Here is a 24,081-nt window from a genome sequence, read left to right on the forward strand (position 1 = left end):
GCGCACTGCTCCCTAGCGTCGGCCCTTGGGGCCGACGAGCCTGGTCCCCGACCAATCGGGTGCGGCGGAGATGCTGCTCGTCTGCGAAAGGCCCGCGGTAGCGGCATCCTCCCCGATGTCGCTCGGCTCCACATGGCCGTCGCGACCGGCCTTGGGAGTCAGCAGCCAGATCTGGCCGCCCTCTGCGAGTGATCGCATGGCGTCGCTCAGAACGTCGAAGAGATCGCCGTCACCGTCGCGCCACCACATCAGCACCACGTCTACGACGTCGTAACTGTCCTCATCGAGCAGTTCATTGCCGGTCAGGTTCTCGATTGACGAGCGAAGCTCTTCGTCGCTGTCCTCGTCCCAACCGATCTCCTGCACCACCTGACCCGGCTTGAGGCCGAGTCGTTCGGCCAGGCCGCGCTCGCCCTGCGCCTGACCCGCGGTCGCGCTCACGTTTATCCCTCCTGCTTGAGTGGCCCCGCATTTTGCGGTTTATCGCTTCGGGACAGTCCACACGCTGTGACCCTCAGTCGTCAACGGTCGCCACGGGTACGGCGACAGGACCGTCCGAATCAACCCGACAAAAACGACAGACGAACATGGCGTTCACGGTTGTCGACGTTCAGGTCAACGATCGCGATCGACTGCCAGGTTCCCAGCGCCAGCCGTCCCCCGAGGACCGGCACCGTCGCATAGGGCGGAATCAGCGCGGGCATGACGTGCGACCGTCCGTGGCCGCGCGAACCGTGCGCGTGCCGCCAGCGATCGTCGGCGGGCAGCAGATCGGCCAGTGCGGACAACAGGTCGTCGTCGCTGCCCGCGCCGAGCTCGATCAGCGCCACCCCGGCGGTCGCGTGCGGGACGAAGACATGCAAAAGCCCTTCGCCGCCCTGCTCACGCACGAACTCCGCACACTGCGGGGTGATGTCGTGCACCGTCTCGCGTGACCCGGTGGTCAGCGAGATGATCTGGGATTCCACACGGGAAATCCTACTGAGGCACAACGACCGCATCAGGGCCGGGAAACACCAGCCCCGTGTGCCCGTCGTCGAACCGTACGATGTACGGCGGCCCGCCTTCCGTCCCGCGAACCTCGATGATCTCTCCGCGCCGGTCCCCTTCGCCAACGGTGTTCCCGTGCATGAGGAGCCGGTCGCCTACCGTCGCGTTCATACTTCACACATTGGTACGGCAGACGCGCTTGGGAAAGAGGTGCGACCGGCACTCCCATCAGAGCGCGCCGCAATCCTGACCCAAACGTTACTTCCCTCAAGATCAACCCCCTGCTTCTCCCAAGATCAACCCCTTGCCTTTCCGTTACGGCGGTGCCGCCCCACGCCACCCGCCGTCGTGGGCGGGCGCCGATCGTGGGGGTCGCTTCTCACGTCGGACGTGGTCCCCGCCGCCACGACCCTTCGTCGCCCACCTCCCACGGCCCCGCCTCCCACCTCTCGCCATCCCCCACCTCCCGCCCGGCCTACATCCAGGGCTTCGGTGGAGCGGGCCTGACGCGCGGGGAGGGTGGCGGGCGGGGGCCTGGCGCGCAGGGTGGCGGGTTGGGTGGCATGCCCGGAGCGGGGTGGCCGAGGGGCTTGAGGGGGGCACAAGTGTTTCTCCACTGGCGCGCCATCTCCCGGGGGTAGACCTGAAGGGTGCGCCCGCCCACCACAACCCCGTCGGTTTCGCCCGGCCGCCGGTCCGGAAAGGGGGTGTCCTAAGCTCTGCGCCGACCCCCGTAGCGGGCCATCACGATTCGGGGTGGCAAATCGGGAAATCTCGTAGCTTTTCTAGTCTTGTTAAATTGCCGGGCCGATGTAACCTGTGGTGGCGATTCGTCCTACCATCGGTGGTCTAGGCCACCCCTTGGGTCCCTGCCAGCAGGGACGTCCTGGTTACTCGTGAGTAGAGATGCACTTTCTACGGCAAGCGACCAGGATGGAAGGCGACCCACGACCCAGACATCAGACCTCGGAAGGCGAGACCCAGTGGCTTCCGGACGCCAGCGTTTCTCGATCATCAGCGACGGCCTACCCAGCCAGCTGCCTGATGTCGACCCCAGCGAGACCAACGAGTGGCTCGAGTCGCTCGACAACGTCGTCAAGGCGGAGGGCCGCACCCGCGCCCGCTACCTGATGCTCCGCATGCTGGAGCGCGCCCGCGAGCACCAGGTCGGCGTGCCGGGCCTGCGCAGCACCGACTACCTCAACACGATCCCGCCGGAGCGCGAACCCTGGTTCCCCGGCGACGAGCACGTCGAGCGCCGCATCCGGGCCTACATCCGGTGGAACGCGGCGGTCATGGTCTCCCGCGCCAACGCGCGCACCAACGTGGGCGGCCACATCGCCACCTACGCCTCGGCCGCCTCCCTGTACGAGGTCGGCTTCAACCACTTCTTCCGCGGCAAGGACCACGGCGAGTCGGGCGACCAGGTCTTCTTCCAGGGACACGCGGCGCCGGGCATCTACGCCCGCGCCTTCCTGGAGGGCCGGCTCAACGAGGCGCAGCTCGACGCGTTCCGCCAGGAGCTCAGCCACGGTTTCCACGGCCTGCCCTCCTACCCGCACCCGCGGCTCATGCCGGACTTCTGGGAGTTCCCCACGGTGTCCATGGGCCTGGGCCCGATCAGCGCGATCTACCAGGCGCGGTTCAACCGCTACCTGATCAACCGCCAGATCAAGGACACCAGCCGCAGCCACGTCTGGGCCTTCCTGGGCGACGGCGAGATGGACGAGCCCGAGTCGCTCGGCGCGATCGGCCTGGCCGCGCGTGAGGAGCTCGACAACCTCACGTTCGTCATCAACTGCAACCTGCAGCGCCTCGACGGCCCGGTACGCGGCAACGGCAAGATCATCCAGGAGCTGGAGTCCTACTTCCGCGGCGCCGGCTGGAACGTCATCAAGGTCGTCTGGGGCCGCGACTGGGACCCGCTGCTGGCCGCCGACGTCGACGGCGTGCTGGTCAACCAGATGAACACGACGCCTGACGGCCAGTTCCAGACGTACTCGGTCGAGTCGGGCGAGTACATCCGCGAGCACTTCTTCGGCGGCGACCCGCGCCTGCGCAAGATGGTCGAGCACCTGACCGACGACGACATCCGCAAGCTGTCGCGCGGCGGCCACGACTACCGCAAGGTCTACGCGGCGTTCAAGGCGGCCCGCGAGCACGTCGGCCAGCCGACGGTCATCCTCGCCCAGACCATCAAGGGCTGGACGCTGGGCAAGGACTTCGAGGCGCGCAACGCCACGCACCAGATGAAGAAGATGACCAAGGCCGAGCTCAAGGAGTTCCGCGACCGGCTGTACCTGCCGATCCCGGACTCGGCTCTGGAAGGCGACCTGCCGCCGTACTTCCACCCGGGCGAGAACGACCCGGAGATCGAGTACATGAAGGAGCGCCGCGCGGCGCTCGGCGGCGTGCTGCCCAAGCGGGTCCTGCGCGCCAAGCCGGTCAAGCTGCCCGGCGACGAGGTCTACCGGCAGTTCTCCAAGGGTTCCGGCAAGCAGCAGGTGGCCACCACGATGGCCTTCGTCCGCCTGCTCAAGGACCTCATGCGCGACAAGGAGATCGGCAAGCGGTTCGTGCCGATCATCCCGGACGAGGCGCGGACGTTCGGCATGGACGCCATGTTCCCGAGCGCCAAGATCTACAACCCGCACGGCCAGACCTACGAGGCCGTGGACCGGGAACTGCTGCTGTCCTACAAGGAGTCGGAGCAGGGCCAGATCCTGCACGAGGGGATCAACGAGGCCGGTTCGATGGCCTCGGCCACGGCGGCCGGCACGTCGTACGCCACGCACGGCGAGCACATGATCCCGATCTACATCTTCTACTCCATGTTCGGCTGGCAGCGCACCGGCGACCAGATGTGGCAGATGGCCGACCAGATGACGCGCGGCTTCCTGCTGGGCGCCACCGCCGGCCGGACCACCCTGAACGGCGAAGGCCTGCAGCACGAGGACGGTCACACGCCGCTCATCGCCTCGACGAACCCGGCCGCCGTCTCCTACGACCCGAGCTGGGCCTACGAGACCGCGTACATCGTCAAGGAGGGTCTGCGCCGGATGTACGGCGAGGAGCAGGAGAACATCTTCTACTACCTCACCGTGTACAACGAGCCCTACATCCAGCCCGCCGAGCCGGCGAACCTCGACATCGAGGGGCTGCTCAAGGGCCTGTACAAGTTCGCCGAGGGGCCTCAGACGCAGGGGCCGAAGGCCAACATCCTGTCCTCGGGCGTGGCGGGGCCGTGGGCCATGGAGGCCCAGCGCCTGCTGGCCGAGGAGTGGGGCGTGTCGGCCGACGTCTGGTCGGCGACCTCGTGGACGGAGCTGCGCCGCGACGCGCTGGCCTGCGAGGAGCACAACCTGCTCAACCCGGACGCCGAGCAGCGCGTGCCGTACGTCACGCAGAAGCTGTCCGGCGCGCAGGGGCCGTTCGTGGGCGTCAGCGACTACATGAAGGCCGTGCAGGACCAGATCGCGCAGTGGGTGCCGGGTGACTGGAGCTCGCTGGGCACCGACGGGTTCGGGCTGTCGGACACGCGCTCGGCCCTGCGCCGCCACTTCCACGTGGACGCGGCCTCGATCACGCTGGCCGTACTCACGCGGCTCGTCAAGCGTGGCGAGCTCGACGGCGAGGTGCTGCGCGAGGCGATCGCCCGCTACCACCTGAAGAACGGCGTCACTGAGGCCGGTGGCGCGGAGAGCAACGACGCCGAGTCCATGGGCGTCTGACGACGATCTGGCGCTCCCGGGAAGTTTTTTCCGGGAGCGCCGTCATATTCGGCCCTCACCTTCGTGAGAGAAGATGAGGCGGCACGTTCAGGAGGGGTGCGTGCCGCCTCCCCCTTTTCGCGTATTGTGGGCTCTACTTCCCCCTTGCGACACGAGGGGAATGCCTTATATGCGCCGTGTTCTTGCCGTCGTCACGTTCTCCGTGCTGGCCACGTCCTGTACCAGCACCGCGGAGCCGCAGGCCGTCGCGCCCCCGGAGAAGATCAACTGGGGTGCCTGCACGGACATCGTCCGTCCCGATGGCCAGCCGCCCGCCAAGGAAGACGCCACCCAGCAGTGCGGCAAACTGTCCGTCCCGCTCGACTACACCAAGCCGGACGGCGAAAAGCTGGACATCGCGCTGATCCGCGTCCCGGCCACCGACAAGGCCAACCGGATCGGCTCGCTCCTGTTCAACTTCGGCGGCCCCGGCGGTTCCGGCGTCGACACGCTGGCCCAGGCGGCCAAGTCGTTCGGCACGCTGAACGCCCGCTACGACCTGGTCAGCTTCGATCCCCGCGGCGTCGAGCGCAGCTCCGGCGTGCGATGCGGCGACAGCGCGGAGATGGACACGTTCACCTCCATGAACACGCTGCCCGCCAACGCCGAGACGAACGCGGCCAGCACGAAGGCGAACAAGAAGTTCGCGAGCCTGTGCGAGCAGGACTCCGGCAAGATCCTGCCGTTCGTCGGCACCGTCAGCGCCGCCCGCGACATGGACCGCATGCGCGCCTCGCTCGGCGACGCGCAGCTCCACTACCTCGGCATGTCGTACGGCACGCTCCTCGGCGGCGTCTACGCCACCCTGTTCCCGAAGAACGTCGGCCGGATGGTCCTGGACGCCCCCCTCGACCCGACCGTCACCTTCGAGCAGCGCACCCTCGTCCAGACCGCCGGATTCCAGAAGGCCTACGAGAGCTTCCTGAAGGCGTGCGTGAAGGAGGGCTGCGAGCTCGGCGGCAGCGTCGAGGCGGGCAACAAGAACGTGGACCGGCTCATGACCGAGCTGTCCGAGAAGCCGCTCAAGGTCGGCGACCGCGACCTCACCCAGGGCCTGGCCTCGACCGGCGTGGCAGCGGCCCTGTACTCCGAGCTGACCTGGCCCTTCCTGGAGACCGCCGTCAGCCAGGCCATGAAGGGCGAGGGCGAGGCGCTCATGTACCTCGCCGACTCCTACACGGGCCGCACGCCCGACGGCAAGTACACCACCCAGATGACCAGCTTCCCCGCCATCACCTGCGTCGACAGCGCGGAGCGCCCGGACAGGGCGACGCTGGACCGGACCGAGGCGGCCGCCCTGAAGATCTCGCCGCTGTTCGGGAGCGCGGGGGCCGGGCAGCTGTGCTCGATCTGGCCGGTGGCCGGCAGCGACGAGGCCAGGCACGTGGACGCCACCGGGTCGGGGCCCATCCTGGTGGTGGGCGGGAAGGGCGACCCGGCGACGCCGTACGAATGGGCGCCCAAGCTCACCGAACAGCTCAAGACCGCCACGCTCGTCACCTACACGGGTGAGGGGCACGGGGCCTACCTGTCGGGCAGCCAGTGCGTCAAGGGCATCGTGGACGGCTATCTGCTGCAGGGCACGGTCCCGCAGAAGAACGCGACCTGCGAGCGGTAGAGCATGGCCCTGGGCGCGCCGCCGTTCGGCGGGAGGCGGCGTGCCCAGGGCGGGTGGTGACCGGCGCCACCGGCCGGGCGGGGCGGCGGGGGAAGCGCCGCGAAGTGCCCGGCCGTCGCGTCAGCCCCTCTGGCGGAACACGCCGAACTGGTTGCCCGAGGTGTCCCGCAGGTAGGCGAAGTCGGTGCCCGTCCCGTCGTCGATGACCTTGGTGACGACCTTGCCGCCCAGCGACTCGGCCTGCGCGCAGGCGGCGTCGACGTCGGCGACCTGGACGTGGAAGACCGCGTGGGCGGGGAACTCCCCCTTGGTGTTGAACAGGCCGCCGGCGGGCCGCTCCGCCCCGGCGGAGCTGATCATGCGGTAGTCCATCGCGTCGCCCCCGCCGGGCGTGAACGTCCATCCGAACAGCCCGCCGTAGAAGCGCTCGGCTCCGTCGGGGTCGTCGGTGGCCACCTCGAACCAGGTGACGGTGTTATCCACGTTGTCCTCCTCTGTCTTTCGAACAAGAAAACGATAAAACATGGATACGACAACCCTATGTCGGTGTTTTCGAATGACTAGTCGATTGTGGTGCCGCGCACGATCATCTCCGGTACGTCCGTGGCGAAGCCTTCGAGCGGCCGCTCCGGCGCCTTCTCCGAGGTGACGGCGGCGGCCGCGATGCGGTCGAGGCGGAAGACCCGCACGTCGTCGCGGAGCCTGCACCAGGCCACCAGGTACCAGAAGCCGCCGCGCCCGCCCAGGAACACCCCCGGCTCCACCTCCCGGGTGGTCAGGGCGCCCTTCCTGTCGACGTAGTCGAGGCTGAGCACGCGCCGGCGCAGCAGCGCGTCCTCGATGGCGCGCGAGACGCCCTCGCCGCCGAGCGGCAGGATCTCCTCGGGCGGGTCGGCGGGCGCCATCAGCCGCACCCGCCGCGCCAGCTCCCTGGCCAGCTCGCCCTCGGGCCCCGGCATGGCCGCCACGACCTTGCGCAGCGCGCTGCGGGCCTGCTGGGCGAAGGGCTGGTCGTCGCCGGCGCGGCTTAACGCCACCGCTATCGCGACGGCCTCCGGCGGAGTGAAGTTGAGCGGCGGCAGCGACATCTTCTTGTCGATCGCGTAGCCGCCCTTGCGGCCGGTCGAGGCGAAGATGGGCACGCCGGACTCCTGGAGCGCCAGGATGTCGCGCTCGATGGTACGCGCGCTCACCTCGAACCGCTTGGCCAGCTCCCTCGCCGAACGGGATCTGGGGGCGATCGCGCGCAGGTCCTCCACCAGGGCGTAGAGCCGATCAGTCCGGTTCACGATCCCGACGGTACGCCGCAGCACCGACAAACTCGGGGTTCCCGCACTTCGGGGCAGGTTCTTCTGACCTCACCGCCAGGTGGTCACGCGCGGGTCCACTCCAGCAGCCGATCCAGTGGCCACGTGTTGACGATGCGCTCCGGCTCGATCCCGCACAAAGCAGCCCGCTCACACCCGAACCGCTGCCAGTCCAGCTGACCGGGCGCGTGCGCGTCGGAGTCGATCGAGAACACGCAGCCCCACTCGTACGCCTGCCGCATCAGCCGCTTGGGCGGGTCCAGCCGGTCGGGCCGCGAGTTGATCTCCACCGCCACCCCGAACCGCCTGCACGCCTCGAACACCAGCTCGGCGTCGAACTCCGACTCCGGCCGCAGCCCGCCCCGTTTGGTCCCGGCCTTGACGATGCGGCCGGTGCAGTGGCCGAGCACGTCCACGTGCGGGTTGGCGATAGCGGTGACCATCCTGCGGGTCATCTCGTAGCGGTTCATGCGCAGCTTGGAGTGCGCGCTGGCGACTACGACGTCGAGCCGTTCCAGCAGCTCGGGCTCCTGGTCGAGCGTGCCGTCGGTGTTGATGTCCACCTCGATGCCGGTCAGGACGCGAAACGGCGCGAGCTCCTCGTTGAGCCGCTCCACCAGGTCGAGCTGGCGCCTCAGCCGGGCGGGCGACAGGCCGTTGGCGACGGTGAGGCGGGGCGAGTGGTCGGTCAGCGCCAGGTACTCGTGGCCGAGCGACTTGGCGGCGGCCGCCATCTCCTCCACCGGCGAGCCGCCGTCGGACCAGTCGGAGTGGCTGTGCAGGTCACCTCTGAGCGCGGCACGCAGGGCGGCGGTGTCGGCGTCCAGGTCGCTGCCCTCGGTGGCCTGCAGGCGCCGCAGGTAGGTGGGCGTCTGCCCGGCGAGCGCCTCGGTGACGGCCAGCGCGGTGACCTTGCCGATGCCGGGAAGGCCGGCGAGGGCTCCCGACTCGGCCAGCCGTACCAGCTCGCCCGGGGGCAGGTCCGCGACGACGGCGGCGGCGCGGCGGAAGGCGCGCACGCGATAGGTCGGCTCGCCCGCCCGCTCCAGGAGGAAGGCGATGTCCCGTAGAGCCTGCACCGGATCCATAGATAGACAAATACCCCAACCAGGGGCTCAAGCGTTTTGAAAGCGATGACTTATAGAGATTGAAGCGGACAAACAGCATCGATAGGCTTACTGGCCACCATAGATCTGGAGCTCGATGACCGCCCCGCCAGCCGCCCGCCCAGGCAAGTCCTCCAAGGTGATCACGCTGACCGTGATCGGCATCGTGTCGGTCGTGGTGGTCGGGTACTGCGCGGCTCAGGGCGATGACGACGTGACCGCCGACTGCGTCGAGGCCACCAGCCTGAACAGCGGATCCTACGAGGTCGTCGACGACGACTACTGCGACGACGACCACTACTCCTCCGGCGGCGCCTACCGCGCCTACCACTGGTACTACGGCGGCACCCGCAACGGCGCCCTGGTCCACGGCGGCAGCACCATCCGGCCCTCCAACGTCACGATCAGCAGCCGCGACGGCAAGTCCATCCAGCGCGGCGGCTTCGGCAGCCGCTGGAGCGGGGGCAGTTGACGTGACCCGGCGGCTGGCCTCCCAGAACGTCTCGATCGGCGCGGTGGCCACGCTGTCGGTCCTGATGCTCGGCGCCTGCGCGCAGGAACCGCCTCCGGTGTACGAGCGGTCGCCCGTGACCGTTCACGAGGACGACGAAGAGGCCGAGGTCACCGCGCACTGCGTGGTGCGCGACAGCGAGGACGACGGCCGCTACACGGTGGCCGGCGACGAGAAGTGCGACGGAGCGGGCAGGCACGGCACGTACATGTGGTACTACGGCGGAACCAGAACCAAGCGCCACGTCACCGACGGCTCGACCCGGCGCCCGCGCGGCGCCTACATCACCACCCGCGGCGGCGACGAGATCGGCAAGTCGGGACGGATCTCGCGCGACGGCTTCGGCGGGCGTACGACGGTGGGAGGCTGAGCGGTGCGACGCGAGACCGGCACGCCCCGCGACGGGTGGGAGAAGACGATCGAGAGCCAGGGCCTGGCCTACCACCGGGCCGCGCACCCGGCGGGACTGAGCCGGCCCTACTGGGACGAGTCCGCCCACTACGTCTTCACCATGGACGAGGTCCTGGAGCTGGAGTCGCAGGTCGAGGAGCTCCACCAGATGTGCCTGAGCGCGGTCGAGCACGTGGTCTCGACCGGCCGCTACGCCGACTTCGCCATTCCCGGGTGGGCGCGCGAGGACGTCGCACGCTCGTGGGAGCGGCGCGACGATCACCTGTACGCCCGCTTCGACCTGCGCTACGACGGGACGGGCCCGGCCAAGCTGCTGGAGTACAACGCCGACACCCCCACCTCGCTGGTGGAGTCGTCGGTGGTGCAGTGGTTCTGGCTGAAGGACACCCACCCCGATGACGACCAGTGGAACTCCGTCCACGAGCGGCTCATCGACCGCTGGAAGGAACTGCGGCTGCCGCCCGGCCCCACCCACTTCGCCTGGACCAACATGGACGAGACCGGCGAGGAGGCGATGACGCTGGCCTACCTGCAGGAGACCGCCGAGCAGGCCGGACGTCCCACCGTCGCCATCGCCATGGAGGACATCGGCTGGGACGGCGCCGGCCGCTTCGTGGATCTGGAGCAGCGGTGGATCCGGTCGGCGTTCAAGCTCTATCCGTGGGAGTGGATGCTGGCCGACGACTTCGGCAGGCACGCGGTACGGCACGCCACCTGGATCGAGCCCCTGTGGAAGACCCTGCTGTCGAACAAGGCGCTGCTGGCGCTCCTGTGGGAGCTGTATCCCGGCCACCCGAACCTGCTGCCCGCCTACCTCGACGGGCCGCGCGAGATGTCGTCCTACATCGCCAAGCCGCTGCTCGGCAGGGAAGGCGCCTCGATGCGCATCGTGACCCCCACGGGCGGCCAGGAGACGACCGGGAGCTACGGCGCGGAAGGCTACGTCTACCAGGGCTTCGAGGCCCTGCCCGTCTTCGACGGCCAGCGTCCCGTGCTGGGCGCCTGGGTCGTCGCCGACGAGTCGGCGGGCCTGGGCATCCGGGAGACCACCGGCTACATCACCGACGACACCTCCTCCTTCGTACCTCACCGGATAGCGAGCTGACGTGACCCTTCTCGAAACCCTTGCCCGCGGCGCCGGATTCATCGCCTCCTACGCCGCGCTCGGCGTCATCCTGATGATCGTCGGCTTCTACGTCATCGACCTGGCCATCCCCGGCAAGCTGAGCCAGATCATCAAGACCGACCGCAACCCCAACGCCACCCTCCTGACCACCTCGGGCCTGGCGGCGGTGGGCCTCATCGTGGCCGCCTCCATCTGGGCGTCGGGCGGCCGCCTCGTCGAGGGCCTGGCCACCACCGCGGTCTTCGGTCTGGTCGGCATCGCCGTACAGACGGTGGCGATGCTCGTGTTCGACAAGATTGTCGGCATCGAGGTGCGTGAGCTGGTCAAGGAGCCCGAGTTGCAGCCCGGCGCCCGTCTGCTGGCGGTGACCCATCTGGCGATCGGCCTGATCACCGCCGTCGCGGTCATCTGAACCGACCTGGCACCCTAGAAGGGTGACGACCCGGGAAGACACCACACGGCGGCTTGAGCGCGCGATGGGCGCCCTCGGCACCGCGGCCATGGCGCGCATGGACGATCGGCTGCCCTGGTTCCGCGCGCTCAGCGCGGAGGACCGATCCTGGGTCGGGCTGGTGGCGCAGGCGGGCATCGCCGCGTTCGTCGAGTGGTTCCAGCACGCCGACGAGAAACGCCCCACCCCCAGCATCGAGTTCTTCGGTACGGCCCCGCGCGAGCTCAAACGGGTCATCTCGCTCCAGCAGACGGTCGACATCATCAGGGCCGTGGTCGAGGTCGTCGAGACGCAGACCGACCAGCTGGCCGCCCCCGGCGGCGAGGACCAGCTCCAGCAGGCCATGCTCCGCTACACGCGCGACGTGGCCTTCGCCGCCGCCCACGTCTACGCCCGCGAGGCCGAGGCCCGCGGCTCCTGGGACTCCCGCCTGGAGGCGCTGATCGTCGACGCCCTGGTGCGTGGCGAGGTCGACGACGGCCTCCACTCCTGGGCGGCGGCGCTCGGCTGGACCTCCTCGCCGGTCGTCGTCATCGCCGGGCGCGCCCCCGAGGGCGACCCGCGCGCGGTCATCGACGGGCTGCGCGACAAGGGCCGCCGCATCGGCATGGACCTGCTCGCGGGCGTGCAGGCCGACCGGCTGATCGTGATCGTGGGCGGCGCGGAGGGCGTCGAGGAGGCGGCCAGGCCGGTCGTGGCCCGCTTCGGCGAGGGCCCGATCGTGATCGGCCCGGAGGTGCCCGACCTGCACGCCGCCGCCCGTTCCGCCAGCGCCGCGCTGGCCGGGCTCAAGGCCTCCTCGGGCTGGCCGGACGCGCCCCGTCCCGTACACGCCGAGGACCTGCTGGCCGAGCGCGCGCTCGACGGCGACGACGACGCCAGGCGGCAGCTGGTGGAGAACGTCTACCTGCCGCTGGCCGGCACGCCGCTGCTCGACACCCTCGCCACCTACCTCGAACAGGGCACCTCTCTGGAGGCGACGGCCAGGCTGCTGTTCGTCCACCCCAACACCGTCAGGTACCGGCTGAAGAAGATCACCGAACTCACCGGGTACCAGCCGACCGAGGGCAGATCGGCCTTCACGCTGCAGGTCGGGCTCATTCTTGGACGCCTGTCGGAGAGCGCGGTAACCTGGCGAGCCCTAACGTAACGCGGCTGTTACCGCCGCTGTAGAGTTCCTACAAAACCGCCTGGACAAAGTTCGTACGGATCTCCATCCGCGTGTCGAACTTCTACAGGGCATCGTGGAATTCGTGCTTGTACTCGTCGCTCCGGGCCAAGGCGCCCAGTCACCCGGCTTCCTCACACCCTGGCTTGAGCTGCCCGGACTCGCCGACCGCCTGGCCGCGTGGTCCGACGTCGCGGGCATCGACCTGATCGCCTACGGCACCACCGCCGGCGAGGACGAGATCAAGGACACCGCCGTCGCCCAGCCACTGCTCGTGGCCACCGCGCTGGCCTCGGCCGAGGCGCTCGGCGCGAGCCCCGACCTGCTGGCCGGCCACAGCGTCGGCGAGCTGGCCGCCGCCGCGCTCGCCGGCGTCATCAGCGCCGAGCAGGCGCTCGACCTGGTCCGCGTACGCGCCCAGGCCATGGCCAAGGCCGCCGCCATCACCGAGACCGGCATGACCGCCATCCTGGGCGGCGTGGAGGAAGAGGTCCTGGCCGCCCTCCGGGAGCACGGCCTGACCCCCGCCAACATCAACGGCGCCGGCCAGATCGTCGCCGGCGGAACACTTGAGCAACTCGCCGCGTTGAAGGAGCAGGCGCCGGCGCGCGCCCGGCTCATTCCGCTGAAGGTCGCCGGCGCGTTCCACACCAGCCACATGGCCGCGGCCGTGACCGCGATGCGCGAGAGCGCCGCCGCGATCACCCCGGCCGACCCGCGGGTGAAACTCCTGTCGAACGCCGACGGACAGGTCGTCGCGGGTGGCGCCGACTTCGTCGAGCGGCTCATCAACCAGGTGAGCAACCCCGTCAGATGGGACTCCTGCATGGCCACGATGACCGAGCTCGGCGTCACCACGATGATCGAGCTGCTGCCCGGCGGCACGCTGACCGGGCTGGCCAAGCGTGGCATGCGCGGTGTTCAGACCGTGGCGCTGAAGACTCCGGACGACCTCGACGCTGCCAGGGAGCTGATCAAGTGAGGATTCCCGACGCCGCACCGGGAGCCAGGATTCTGGCCCTCGGCCACTACCAGCCCGCCGGCATCGTCACCAACGACGACCTGGCCAAGACCATGGACACCAACGACGAGTGGATCCAGTCCAGGGTCGGCATCAAGGAGCGCCGGGTCGCCGGTCCCGAGGAGTCCCTCGAGGACATGGCCACCCAGGCCGGCGGCAAGGCCCTCGCGGCCAGCGGTCTGTCGGCCGACGAGATCGACCTGGTCATCGTCGCCACCTGCACCCTGGAGACCCAGATCCCCAACGCGGCCGCCATCGTGGCGCACCGCCTGGGCATCCACTCGCCGGGCGCGTTCGACGTCAACGCCGCGTGCGCCGGCTTCTGCTACGCGCTGGCCACCGCCAGCGCCGCCGTCCGCGGCGGCGCCGCGCGCAACGTGCTGGTGATCGGCGCGGAGAAGCTCTCCCAGTGGGTCGACTGGACGGACCGCTCCACAGCCGTGATCTTCGCCGACGGCGCGGGCGCGGCCGTGGTGGGCCCGTCCGACGTGCCGCGCATCGGCCCCGTCGTGTGGGGCAGCTCGGGCGACAAGTCCGACGCGATCATCATCGACGAGCGCGACACCTTCCTGCGCCAGGAGGGCCAGACGGTCTTCCGCTGGGCGACCACGACCCTGCACCCGGTGGCCAAGGAGGCCTGCGAGCGGGCCGGGGTCGACCCGGCCGACCTGTCGGCCTTCGTCCCCCACCAGGCGAACCTGCGCATCATCGAGGCGATCGCCCGCAAGATCGGCGCCCCGGACGCGGCCATCGCCCGCGACATCGTGACCGCCGGCAACACCTCGGCGGCCTCGGTCCCCATGGCGCTCTCGCGCATGATCGAGCGCGGGGAGGTCCGCTCCGGCGGACTCGCCCTGCTGCTCGGGTTCGGCGCCGGGCTGACCTATGCGGGTCAGGTCATCGAGATTCCGTAGGATCCGGTACGGCTGCGCCGTACCGGCACGCAAAGGCTTGTGCGGCGCTGCCGTACAGAATCCAGAAAACTCAGAAGGAGAACTAGCGACATGGCGACCGAGCAGGAGATCCTCGAAGGCCTCGGCAAGATCATCAACGAGATCACCGGCATTCCGGCCTCGGACGTGACTCCCGAGAAGAACTTCGTGGACGACCTCGACATCGACTCCCTGTCCATGGTCGAGATCGCCGTGGCCGCTCAGGACGAGTTCGGTGTGGAGATCCCCGACGACCAGCTCAAGAACCTGAAGACGGTCAAGGACGTCCTCACCTACATCCAGGGCTGAACCGCCCTCTTCCTCTGATCGACAAGGAGCGTAAACACGTGAGTGCAAACCGGGTACGTGTCGTCGTCACCGGGCTCGGCGCGACCACGCCCGTCGGTGGAGACGTCACCTCAACCTGGTCGGCGCTCCTCGCCGGTCAGTCTGGTGTGGAGACTCTCACCGAGGACTGGGTCGACCACGTCCCCGTGAAGTTCGCGGGCAAGGCGGCGGTTGACCCAGCCGAGGTCCTGCCCAGGCCCGAGGCCCGGCGACTCGACCGCAGCGAGCAGTTCGCGCTGGTCGCCGCGCGTGAGGCGTGGCAGGACGCGGGCGCGCCCGAGGTCGCTCCCGAGCGGCTCGGCGTCGTGGTCTCCAGCGGTATCGGCGGCATCAGCACCACCCTGTCCGCCTACGACACGTGGAAGGAGAAGGGCTGGAACCGCCTTTCGCCCTTCACCGTGCCGATGCTCATGCCCAACGGCCCCGCCGCGTGGATCGGCCTCGACCTCAAGGCTCAGGCCGGCGTGCACGCCACGGTGTCGGCCTGCGCCTCGGGCGCGGAGGCCATCGGCTACGCGATGGACATGATCCGCTCCGGCCGCGCCGACGTCGTGGTCGCCGGCGGCACCGAGGCCGCGATCCACGGCCTCAACATCGCCGCGTTCGCCGCCGCCCGCGCGATGTCCACGCGCAACGACGACCCTCAGGGCGCCTCGCGCCCCTGGGACCGCGCGCGTGACGGCTTCGTGCTCGGCGAGGGCGCCGGCATCGTGGTCCTGGAGTCGGAGGAGCACGCCCGCGCCCGCGGCGCGCGCGTCTACGCCTACGCCGCCGGCGTCGGCTACTCCGCCGACGCCCACCACATCACCCAGCCCGAGCCCGACGGCCGCGGCATCATCCAGGCGATGACCCAGGCCATGAGCGACGCGGGCGTGAGCGGCCTGGACGTCAGGCACGTCAACGCGCACGCCACCTCGACGCCCGCGGGCGACGTGGGCGAGGTGGTGGCCATCGCCAAGGCGATCGGCACCCACCCGCTGGTGACCTCGACCAAGTCGATGACGGGTCACCTGCTCGGCGGCGCGGGCGGCATCGAGTCCGTCTTCACGATCAAGGCCATGCGCGACCGGATCGTGCCGGCCACCATCAACCTCTCCGACGTCGACGACGGCATCGAAGTGGATCTCGTCTACGGCCAGAACCGCGCGCTGCCCGACGGCGACATCGCCGCGGTGAACAACTCGTTCGGCTTCGGCGGCCACAACGTGACCGTCGTGTTCGCATCGCACTGAGGAGTTCTCGATGACCGTGCTGGACAACCGGGTGGTGACGCATGGCTCCGATACGGAGCCCGCTGATCCGCGCGACCCCTTCGTCCGTCTCACCGCGCTGCTCGACGAGGGTTCGCTGCGGTTGATCACTCCTCAGGACAAGAGCGGCGTTCTGGCCGCCATGGGCCGCGTCGAGGGTGTCCCCGTCGTCGCGTTCTGCAGTGACGCCCGCTTCCAGGGCGGCGCGATGGGCGGCGAAGGCTGCGAGCACATCGTGCACGCCTACGACGTGGCCGTCCGTGAACGGGTGCCGGTCCTCGGGATCTGGCACTCCGGTGGTGCGCGACTCGCCGAAGGCGTCGAGTCGCTGCACGCCGTCGGCCGGGTCTTCTTCGCGATGACCAAGGCCTCCGGCGTCGTCCCGCAGATCTCCGTCGTGGTCGGCGCCGCCGCCGGCGGCGCGGCCTATGGGCCCGCGCTGACCGACATCGTCATCCTGGCCGACCAGGGCCGGATCTTCGTGACCGGCCCCGACGTCGTCCGCAGCGTCACCGGCGAGGACGTCGACGCCGCCGCGCTGGGCGGACCCGAGCCCCACAGCAAGCGCAGCGGCGTCGTGCACGTCGTCACCAAGACCGAGACCGACGCGTACGTGAAGGCCCGCGAGCTGGCCTCGCTTCTCGGCCATCAGGGCCGGGTACGCATGTCGGGCGTGGAGGAGGTCGACTTCAGCACGCTGCTGCCGGAGTCCCCCCGCCGCGCCTACGACGTCAAGCCGCTGGTCAACGGCCTGCTGGACGAGCAGGGTGTGGAGCTGCACCCGAAGTGGGCGCCGAACGTGGTCACCTCGCTGGGCCGCCTGGGCGGCCGCACGGTCGGCGTGATCGCGAACAACCCGCTGCGGCTGGGCGGCTGCCTCGACGCCACCTCTGCCGAAAAGGCCGCCCGATTCGTCCGCATGTGTGATGCTTTCGGGGTGCCGCTGGTCGTCCTCGTGGACGTCCCCGGCTACCTGCCCGGCGTCGGCCAGGAACACGACGGCGTGGTCCGCCGCGGCGCCAAACTCCTGCACGCCTTCGCCGAAGCCTCCGTCCCGCGCGTGACGCTCGTGACCCGCAAGGCGTACGGCGGGGCCTACGTCGCCATGAACTCCCGCGCCCTGGGCGCCACCAAGGTCTTCGCCTGGCCGACCACCGAGATCGCCGTGATGGGCCCGGTGGCCGCCATCCGCGTGCTCAAGCGCCGCGAACTGGCCGCCGCGCCGGAGGAAGAGCGGCCGGAGCTGGAGCAGCGGCTGGCCGAGGAGCACAAGAAGCTCGCGGGCGGCCTTGAGCGTGCCCAGGACCTGGGCGTGGTCGACGAGGTCATCAAGCCGGAGGAGACACGCGGCGCCATCGCCAAGCTCCTCGCCCAGGCCACCCCGGCACGCGGCGCACACGGGAACATCCCGCTGTAGAGGGGTCTTCTCCGGTCCCGCTCCGGCGTCCTGGATACTCGATCCTGTGAAGTATGTCCTGGCCGGGGGGACCGGCGCTCTGGGGCGGAGCCTGTCGGCCGATCTGGTCGCGCGTGGTCATGACGTGGTGGTCGTGACCCGGCGGCCCGCGGGCGGCGGGCCGTACCGGATGGTGGGGTGGGACGGGGACCTCGCGGCCGAGCTGAGCGGGGCGGTGCTGATCAACCTGGCGGGCGAACTGGTGGACCGCCCGCCCACCCCCGCCAACGTGGAGTTGCTGACCCGTTCCCGCGTGGGGCCGACGCGCGCCCTGGCGAAGGCCGCGGCCGGTGGACCGCCCGCCGTGTGGCTACAGCTCAGCACGCTGGCGATCTACGGCGAGGGCGGGGAGAGCGAGCTGACCGAGCTGTCGCCGCCCGCCGACGGGCCGCCGCAGATGGCCGGAGTCGCCAAGGCCTGGGAGGCCGCGGCTGCAGGGGCGCCGTGCGGGCGGCAGGTGATCCTGCGGACCGCGGTGGTCTTCGACCGCGACACCCCGGCGCTCAACCGGCTGACGGGCCTGGTGCGATGGGGGCTCGGCGGGCGCGTGGGCAGTGGCCGGCAGTGGGTGAGCTGGCTGCACGTCGAAGACTTCCTCGCGATCGTACGGCGGGCGGCGGAAGACCCGGCGCTGTCCGGAGTCCTGCACGCCACCAGCCCGAATCCGGTGCGCAACGCCGACATGATGGCGACCTTCCGCCACGTCCTGCGCCGGCCGGCGGCCCCGCCGACTCCCGAGATGATGGTGAAGCTGGGAGCACGGCTGCTCCGCACCGACCCGGCCCTCGCCCTGACCGGCCGCCGCTGCGTACCGGCCCGACTGACCGAGTCAGGCTTCTCCTTCCGCCGGCCAGAGCTCAAAGACTCGATCACCAGCCTCCTCTAGCCGCTCGTCACCGCGGAACCAGCAGAGGCGTCGGACCCGTGTTCAGCGTCAGTTGTGTCGTACAGGTAGCCGGTGGGGCCAAAAAGAAAGGCCTCCGCATTACGCGGAGGCCTGGTCGCCGGGAGGCTAGACGGCGGCGTGGAGCCAGCGGACCGGGGCGCCGTCGCCCGCGTAGCGGAACGGCTCCAGTTCCTCGTCCCACGGCCGCCCGAGCAGGAGGTCGAGTTCGTCCTCCAGGACGGTACGGCCCTGCGCGGACTTCATCATCGCCGCCCGCAGCCGGTCCTCCGGGATCATGATGTCGCCGGAGGCTCCGATCACCGCCGTGAAGGCGCCGAGGGTCGGCGTGTAGGCATGACGGGAGCCGTCGATGCCGGGCGAGGCGTCCTCGGTGCACTCGAAGCGGATCCGCTGCCAGCCCATGAGCGAGGAGGCGATGGCCGCGGCGAAGCCCGGATGGCCTTCCCATTCCGCCTGCGCGCGGACGGCGTTGGGCGCGGCGGTTTGCGGCGTCCACGTCAGGTCTACGGGCACGCCAAGGATACCCGCGACCGCCCATTCAATGTGCGGGCACAGCGCAGGCTGAGCCGAGTGGACGTACAGCACGCCACGAGCAGACACCGGACCTCCCGTTTCGGTACGAGGTGCGCCTTCCCCAACGGCCTCGTCCCAGGATGATCACAAGTGACTAGGGAGAGACTACCGTCGGTCGCAATCCGACACCAGAGGGGGGCCATACCAAGTTGTTGCGGCGGTGGCACGTGACACCGCTCCCGGCGCGGAAAGATACCCGATCATGGACATGCAATCTGCCGGGCAGGCTCTCATCCGGCCAGGTCAGCTCCTTGTCGACCGCAGCGCGACATCGGCGGCGGGCCGCTGGACGCAGGCCGTGACGGAGGCCGACGGCGTGTGCGCCCTGCGCCTGACGCCGGGGGTGGATCCGTGCGAGCTGGCCCTGGAGCTGCGCGGGCGAGGGCACCGGGCCTCGCCCAACCACGTCTTCGCCGGGCAGCCGTTGTTCTTCGGCGGACCGGCCTCGCGGCCGTTCCCCGCCGCGCCGGTGCCGTTCAGGCCGGGCAAGGAGCGCTCCCCCGTCGTGGTCGGGCTGCTGGACACGGGCGTGGCGCCGCACCCGTGGTGGTCGCGCAGTGAGTGGTACGGCGAGCTGGGCAAGGAGGCCGCCGACGCGACGACGGGCGGCCAGGCGGGCCACGGGACGTTCATCGCCGGGCTTCTGGTGCGCCGCGCGCCCGGCGTGGCGCTGAAGGTCTGCCGGGTGCTGGACGGCGACGGGGTCGGCGACGAGGCGGGCATCGTGCGGGCCCTGCACCGGCTGCGATCCGCGCCGCGGCCCGTGGGGGTCCTGAACCTGTCGTTCGGCGGCCACACCTTCGACGACCAGCCACCGCCGATGCTCGCCGACGCGCTGGGCGCGCTGCCCGGCACGGTGGCGGTCGCGTGTGCCGGCAACACCGCCGGCGACCGTCCCTTCTGGCCGGCGGCGCTGCCGTCGGTGATCGGCGTGGGCGCGCTGGATGCCGGTGAGGAGCACCGCTCGCCGTTCTCCGCCCACGGACCCTGGGTGGACGCCTGCGCCAGGGGCGAGTGGCTGGCGAGCACTTATCCGGGTTTCGAGGGATATGCCACATGGAGTGGTACCTCGTTCGCCACGGCGCTGGTGGCGGGGGCCGTGGCCGCGCTGGCGCGGGAGGTGCCGGCCAAGGAGGCGGCGGGTCAGATCTTGGCCGGGGACCGGCAAATTCCCGATCTGGGGGTCGTGGTTCCCGCGAGTCTGTAGAGTTTACGCTCAGTCCCCAGGTCAACACGAAGGGCAATGTGAGGGTTCTTCGTGACGCAGCATCCGGGCGGAAGGAGGCCGTATGGGCGACCCGCGCGCGGTAGCGGAATTGCTGGCAGCAGCGGCCGACGGCGACCGGATGGCCTGGGACGAACTCGTGGCCAGGTTCACTCCGCGCATGTGGTCGGTCGTCCGCGCCTGCGGGCTCAACGACGCCGATGCCGCGGATGCCGTCCAGGGTGCCTGGCTGCGCCTTGTCGAAAACCTCCACACCATCCGTAATCCCGCCGGACTGGGTGCCTGGCTGTCAACCACGGCCAGGCGCGAAGCGCTGCGCGTCCTCCGCAGGGAGCTTCTTCCGCTCCCCCTTGACCTCGCGGAGGATTCAGATCCGGCGGCGGCCATCCTGGAAGCCGATGCCCACCGCCTGCTGTGGCAGGCCATCTCCTCACTCAACGAGCCCTGCCGGACACTCCTGACTCTGATGGCGCACCGCGTCGGCAATCAGCAGTCGGCCGTACGGCTCGGGCTTCCGTTAGGCAGCATCGGACCAAGTCGAGAACGCTGCCTTAAAAAACTGCGCACCCTGATCTCACACGAGGAGACGGTGCATTGAGTAACGACGACTACCTCCTGGCGGCGCTAAGGCTCGCCGCAGGGAACGACCCAGTTCCCAATCACGTATCCGCAGCCGCGAGCGAGGCCTACTCGCTTCGGATCCCACATGTGGTGACCGCCGCATCCATCGAGTGCGTCGCCATGCGGACCGTGCGGGGGGTGGCAGGTCCGACAACAGTGCGGTTCGCCACCGACGACGTCACCTTCGACCTGGAGCTCACTGTGAACGACGGGCTCATCGATGTGGCAGGCCAGATCCTGCCGTATCCGGGCGAAGGCAGTCATGTCGATGTACGAACTCCGCACATGACCATGAGCCGGCGACTGGCCGGAACAGGGCAGTTCGCCGTCACGGGAATGCCCCCCGGCTGGTTCAACGTGGTCTGCCATCGTCCGGGCAAGGCGCCCGTGGCGACCAGGTGGCTGCGTATCCGGCCGTGACCTGAGAGATCGCGCTGTAGTACCGGGGCGGCGGAGCCACCGCCGTCCCACAGCGCGCCACCTCACCTCCATCTCGTCCTATCTCAGCACTCCACCGGGCCAAGGCATGACCGCTGAGCAGGCAGACTCCCCGAGCACTCCCGACCTCCAACCGGCGCGCCCAGACGCGGCGCCCAACATCCTCGCGGCGGCCGAGGCCGCCGTGTCCAGATCCGTGGTCGACCCCGAGCAGGCGCTCGCCGCGGGCCGCCTCGTGCTGGTCGCGGCCGAGCACACCGGCGCCGTCGAGGCGGCCGTGGTGGCTCTGCGCGCCATGGGCCTGGCCGCCCGCGAACTGGGCGACCTGCAGGCCGCCGAACGGCACCTGCGCAAGGCCATCGCCACGCCCGCGGCCCCGCCGCGACGCGTGGCCCAGGCCAGGCTCTCGCTCGTCACCGTGCGCACCGAACGCGGCCACCCCCTGCAGGCGCTGCGCGTCGCCGCCCTCGCCTGGGCGTACCTGTGCCCGCTCGACCGCGCCAAGCTCGACACGCAACGGGCCGTCGCCTTAGCCCACCTGGGCCGTTACCAGGAGGCCATCGCCGCCTGCGACCGTTCCCTGGAGACGCTCGCCACCGCCCCCGGCACCGTCGACGACCGCCGGTTCCTGGCCGGTGGCCTGCTCAACCGCGGCCTCGTGCGCGCCTACCGCGGCGACTGGCACCGTGCCACCCAGGACATCACCGCGTGCCTGGAGATCTCCCGCGCCGCCGGGCTGGCCCACCTCACGCGCCTGGCCGCAGCGAACCTGCCCTTCCTCGCGGTACGGCGCGGCGACCTGGCAGCCGCCTTCGCCCACTACCGGGCGGCCGAGGACACGCTGTTCGGGTACCCGGAGCGCCTGGCCACGATGCGGGCCGACTTCGCCGGAGCGCTGCTGGCCGCGCACCTGCCCGGAGAGGCTCGGGCGTTGCTTAGCCTCGCCGTACCCGAGCTGGAGGCTTCTGGCGCGCACGCCGCGCTGGCGGAGGCGCGGCTGAAGCTGGCGCAGGTCGAACTCCTCACCGGCGACCCGCAGCGCGCCGCCGAGGTCGCCGCGCGGGCCGCGGCCGAGCTCGCCGCGCAGGACCGCGAGTCGTGGCTGCCGCTGGCCAGGGAGGTGGAGCTGCGTGCCGGGCTGGCGCTCGGGCCCGTCACGCCGGCGCTGGTGCGGGAGCTGGCCGAGTGCGCCGAGGCGCTGGAGTCCGGTCCCGCCTGCGCCGTGGCCGCGGCGGCGCTGCGGCTGGCGGCGGCCGAGGCCGCGTTGTCGATCGACGATCATCCGACGGCGTCCGAGCAGCTCGGCTATCTCACGGCACAGTGCCGGCGGGTACGGCCGTCGGAGGGGATTCCGCTGGCGTCCAAGGCGCAGGCGGCCCATCTGGCGCAGCCATCGCCCACTCCGCCGCTCATCCGGCAGCATGCGCTGGCGCTTGAGGCGGCGTTGCAGGAGGACTCGGCGGGTGCGTTCCGCGCGGTACGCGATGGGCTGGCCGAGGTCGGCGGGCAGGTGGAGTCGCTGGACGATCCGGCTTTGCGGGCGCATGCGGCCCGGGCCGGGGAGCGGCTGGCGGCGTTCGGGCTCGCGCTGGCCGTGCGGGGCGGGCGGGCCGAGGAGGTGTTCGAGTGGAGCGAGCACTGGCGGGCGGTCACCGGGCAGGTTCCGGGTGGGGCTGAGGAACCGGGGCTGTCGGGTACCGAGGCCGGCGGCGGGGTTGCCCGGCGAGCGTCGCAGAGCGGCCCCGATGCGGGCGCGCCGGGTTCTGGCGGCGGGCTCGCGGGCGGCCCGTCCGGTCGTGAGGCACGGGCCTGGATGGCCGGTGCCGAAAGCGGCCGGGACAGCCGGAACGAGGCGGAGGGGTGGCTGCAGGAGGTTCGGGAGAACCTGGGCGGGGCCGCGCTGGTGGAGTACGTCGTCGACCAAGGGGCGCTGCTCGCGGTCGTGGTGACCGAGGAGCAGGTGCGGTTGCGGCGGCTGGCGGAGGTGTCCTCGCTGGGTGAGGCGGTGGTGCGCCTCCGGTACGCCATGCGGCGGGCGGCGCTGGGCGACTGCCCCGGGGCGGCCGGGGGCGATGTGGTGATGTGCGGGCAGGAGGTGGACCAGATGCTGTTCCACCCGCTGGCCGGCTGGATCGGGGACCGGCCCCTGGTCGTCGTGCCTTCCGGGCCGCTTTACACGCTGCCCTGGTCGGCGCTGCCGTACCTGCGTGGCCGGCCCGTGACCGTCACGGCCGCCGCGCTGCCGTGGCTGCGCGCCCGCACCGCGCCACGTCCCGGCCGCGCGGCGCCCATCGTGGCCGCGACCGCCGGTCCCGACCTGAACGAGGCGCCGGAAGAGGTACGGCAGGTGCTCGCCTGTCACCCCGGCGGGCGCGAGATCGAGGCCCGGATCGCACCCGTGCTGCGGGCGCTCACCGAGGTGGACGTCTTCCACGTGGCCGCGCACGGCGTCTTCCAGGCACGCAGCCCGCTGCTGTCGAGCATCACCCTGACCGACGGCCCGCTGATGGCCTACGACCTGCTCGGCCTGGAACACCCGCCACGCCTGGTGATCCTGTCGTCGTGCGACGCCGGAATGGCCCGCGCCCCCTGCGAGGGCGCGCCGCTGGGGCTGGCGGGCACCTTCCTGGCCCAGGGTACGGCGTGCGTCATCGCCGGCATGGTGCCGGTGCGCGACGAGGAGGCCTTGGCCGTGATGACCTGCTTCCACGAACTCCTGGCCGCCGGCCACTCCCCCTCCAGGGCCCTGGCCGAGGCGACCGCGAAGACCGGTGTAACCGCCTTCGCCTGCTTCGGCGCCGGCGACCGCCCCCTGACCACCTGACCCACCCGGCGACCAGACGGCCGGGCGG

General features: G+C 70.6%; 24 protein-coding genes. 17 read left to right on the forward strand and 7 right to left on the reverse strand.

All coding sequences use genetic code 11. The annotated features are described in order from the left end of the window. Window positions 1-12 precede the first annotated feature (12 nt). The 3 genes from ACIBKY_RS27865 to ACIBKY_RS27875 form a co-directional block, all read right to left on the reverse strand. The gene (locus tag ACIBKY_RS27865) at window positions 13-441 is read right to left on the reverse strand and encodes a DUF3052 domain-containing protein (RefSeq protein ID WP_184974631.1); all 429 of its coding nucleotides are present in this window, start codon (window positions 439-441) and stop codon (window positions 13-15) included. 119 nt (window positions 442-560) lie between these two features. Beyond that, on the reverse strand, window positions 561-968 hold the full coding sequence (locus tag ACIBKY_RS27870) for a secondary thiamine-phosphate synthase enzyme YjbQ (protein WP_397100936.1): 408 nt from the start codon (window positions 966-968) through the stop codon (window positions 561-563). 10 nt (window positions 969-978) lie between these two features. Further along, entirely contained in the window at window positions 979-1,161 is a 183-nt protein-coding gene (locus tag ACIBKY_RS27875) for a DUF1918 domain-containing protein (RefSeq protein ID WP_184974625.1), read from the reverse strand. Between the two features lie 812 nt (window positions 1,162-1,973). On the opposite strand from ACIBKY_RS27875, the gene aceE reads away from it, so the two are divergent. Beyond that, a complete protein-coding gene (gene aceE / locus ACIBKY_RS27880) occupies window positions 1,974-4,721 on the forward strand; it encodes a pyruvate dehydrogenase (acetyl-transferring), homodimeric type (protein WP_397100938.1) in 2,748 nt (915 codons plus the stop codon). Window positions 4,722-4,890: 169 nt separating this feature from the next. Continuing rightward, window positions 4,891-6,378, forward strand: coding sequence for an alpha/beta hydrolase (locus tag ACIBKY_RS27885; RefSeq protein WP_397100940.1), 1,488 nt, complete (start codon window positions 4,891-4,893; stop codon window positions 6,376-6,378). Between the two features lie 120 nt (window positions 6,379-6,498). Here the strand turns inward: ACIBKY_RS27885 and ACIBKY_RS27890 are convergent, their stop codons facing one another. The 3 genes from ACIBKY_RS27890 to ACIBKY_RS27900 form a co-directional block, all read right to left on the reverse strand. Beyond that, window positions 6,499-6,861, reverse strand: coding sequence for a VOC family protein (locus ACIBKY_RS27890; RefSeq protein WP_397100942.1), 363 nt, complete (start codon window positions 6,859-6,861; stop codon window positions 6,499-6,501). A 77-nt stretch (window positions 6,862-6,938) separates the two neighbouring features. Continuing rightward, on the reverse strand, window positions 6,939-7,667 hold the full coding sequence (locus tag ACIBKY_RS27895) for a helix-turn-helix transcriptional regulator (RefSeq protein ID WP_397100944.1): 729 nt from the start codon (window positions 7,665-7,667) through the stop codon (window positions 6,939-6,941). Window positions 7,668-7,750: 83 nt separating this feature from the next. Then, the gene (locus tag ACIBKY_RS27900) at window positions 7,751-8,773 is read right to left on the reverse strand and encodes a PHP domain-containing protein (protein ID WP_397100946.1); all 1,023 of its coding nucleotides are present in this window, start codon (window positions 8,771-8,773) and stop codon (window positions 7,751-7,753) included. 115 nt (window positions 8,774-8,888) lie between these two features. On the opposite strand from ACIBKY_RS27900, the gene ACIBKY_RS27905 reads away from it, so the two are divergent. The 11 genes from ACIBKY_RS27905 (at window position 8,889) to ACIBKY_RS27955 (ending at window position 18,351) form a co-directional block, all read left to right on the forward strand. Continuing rightward, a complete protein-coding gene (locus ACIBKY_RS27905) occupies window positions 8,889-9,263 on the forward strand; it encodes a hypothetical protein (RefSeq protein WP_397100948.1) in 375 nt (124 codons plus the stop codon). Window position 9,264: 1 nt separating this feature from the next. Continuing rightward, the gene (locus ACIBKY_RS27910) at window positions 9,265-9,672 is read left to right on the forward strand and encodes a hypothetical protein (protein WP_397100949.1); all 408 of its coding nucleotides are present in this window, start codon (window positions 9,265-9,267) and stop codon (window positions 9,670-9,672) included. A gap of 3 nt (window positions 9,673-9,675) precedes the next feature. Beyond that, complete coding sequence (locus tag ACIBKY_RS27915; protein WP_397100951.1) at window positions 9,676-10,818, forward strand: glutathionylspermidine synthase family protein; 1,143 nt, start codon at window positions 9,676-9,678, stop codon at window positions 10,816-10,818. Window position 10,819: 1 nt separating this feature from the next. Further along, window positions 10,820-11,251: a DUF350 domain-containing protein gene (locus ACIBKY_RS27920; RefSeq protein WP_379609537.1), complete on the forward strand. Its 432-nt coding sequence runs from the start codon at window positions 10,820-10,822 to the stop codon at window positions 11,249-11,251. Between the two features lie 64 nt (window positions 11,252-11,315). After that, window positions 11,316-12,440 (forward strand): PucR family transcriptional regulator, encoded by a 1,125-nt coding sequence (locus ACIBKY_RS27925; RefSeq protein ID WP_397101325.1) that lies wholly within the window; start codon window positions 11,316-11,318, stop codon window positions 12,438-12,440. A 103-nt stretch (window positions 12,441-12,543) separates the two neighbouring features. Beyond that, complete coding sequence (locus ACIBKY_RS27930) at window positions 12,544-13,440, forward strand: ACP S-malonyltransferase (protein ID WP_397100953.1); 897 nt, start codon at window positions 12,544-12,546, stop codon at window positions 13,438-13,440. After that, window positions 13,437-14,393: a beta-ketoacyl-ACP synthase III gene (locus tag ACIBKY_RS27935; RefSeq protein ID WP_397100955.1), complete on the forward strand. Its 957-nt coding sequence runs from the start codon at window positions 13,437-13,439 to the stop codon at window positions 14,391-14,393. The genes ACIBKY_RS27930 and ACIBKY_RS27935 overlap by 4 nt, the downstream gene beginning before the upstream one ends. Window positions 14,394-14,483: 90 nt before the next feature. Then, the gene (locus ACIBKY_RS27940) at window positions 14,484-14,720 is read left to right on the forward strand and encodes an acyl carrier protein (protein WP_184974352.1); all 237 of its coding nucleotides are present in this window, start codon (window positions 14,484-14,486) and stop codon (window positions 14,718-14,720) included. Window positions 14,721-14,758: 38 nt separating this feature from the next. Beyond that, on the forward strand, window positions 14,759-15,991 hold the full coding sequence (gene fabF / locus ACIBKY_RS27945) for a beta-ketoacyl-ACP synthase II (protein WP_397100957.1): 1,233 nt from the start codon (window positions 14,759-14,761) through the stop codon (window positions 15,989-15,991). Window positions 15,992-16,001: 10 nt separating this feature from the next. Continuing rightward, a complete protein-coding gene (locus ACIBKY_RS27950; protein ID WP_397100959.1) occupies window positions 16,002-17,426 on the forward strand; it encodes an acyl-CoA carboxylase subunit beta in 1,425 nt (474 codons plus the stop codon). Window positions 17,427-17,472: 46 nt separating this feature from the next. Beyond that, entirely contained in the window at window positions 17,473-18,351 is an 879-nt protein-coding gene (locus ACIBKY_RS27955) for an epimerase (RefSeq protein ID WP_397100961.1), read from the forward strand. A gap of 126 nt (window positions 18,352-18,477) precedes the next feature. On the opposite strand, the gene ACIBKY_RS27960 is transcribed toward ACIBKY_RS27955, so the two are convergent. Further along, entirely contained in the window at window positions 18,478-18,972 is a 495-nt protein-coding gene (locus ACIBKY_RS27960) for a DUF3145 domain-containing protein (RefSeq protein WP_379609531.1), read from the reverse strand. A gap of 175 nt (window positions 18,973-19,147) precedes the next feature. Between ACIBKY_RS27960 and ACIBKY_RS27965 the strand changes: the two genes are divergently transcribed. The 4 genes from ACIBKY_RS27965 (at window position 19,148) to ACIBKY_RS27980 (ending at window position 24,053) form a co-directional block, all read left to right on the forward strand. Further along, window positions 19,148-20,152, forward strand: a complete 1,005-nt coding sequence (locus ACIBKY_RS27965; RefSeq protein WP_397100963.1) for a S8 family peptidase — start codon at window positions 19,148-19,150, stop codon at window positions 20,150-20,152. Between the two features lie 82 nt (window positions 20,153-20,234). Next, a complete protein-coding gene (locus ACIBKY_RS27970) occupies window positions 20,235-20,768 on the forward strand; it encodes an RNA polymerase sigma factor (protein WP_397100965.1) in 534 nt (177 codons plus the stop codon). Then, window positions 20,765-21,211 carry a hypothetical protein gene (locus ACIBKY_RS27975; RefSeq protein WP_397100967.1) on the forward strand — a complete coding sequence of 149 codons (447 nt, stop codon included), beginning with the start codon at window positions 20,765-20,767 and terminating at the stop codon, window positions 21,209-21,211. The genes ACIBKY_RS27970 and ACIBKY_RS27975 overlap by 4 nt, the downstream gene beginning before the upstream one ends. A gap of 106 nt (window positions 21,212-21,317) precedes the next feature. Further along, window positions 21,318-24,053: a CHAT domain-containing protein gene (locus ACIBKY_RS27980; protein ID WP_397100969.1), complete on the forward strand. Its 2,736-nt coding sequence runs from the start codon at window positions 21,318-21,320 to the stop codon at window positions 24,051-24,053. Window positions 24,054-24,081 lie beyond the last annotated feature (28 nt).

This window comes from Nonomuraea sp. NPDC050394 (assembly GCF_044459065.1).
In the GTDB taxonomy this organism is placed as follows: domain Bacteria; phylum Actinomycetota; class Actinomycetes; order Streptosporangiales; family Streptosporangiaceae; genus Nonomuraea.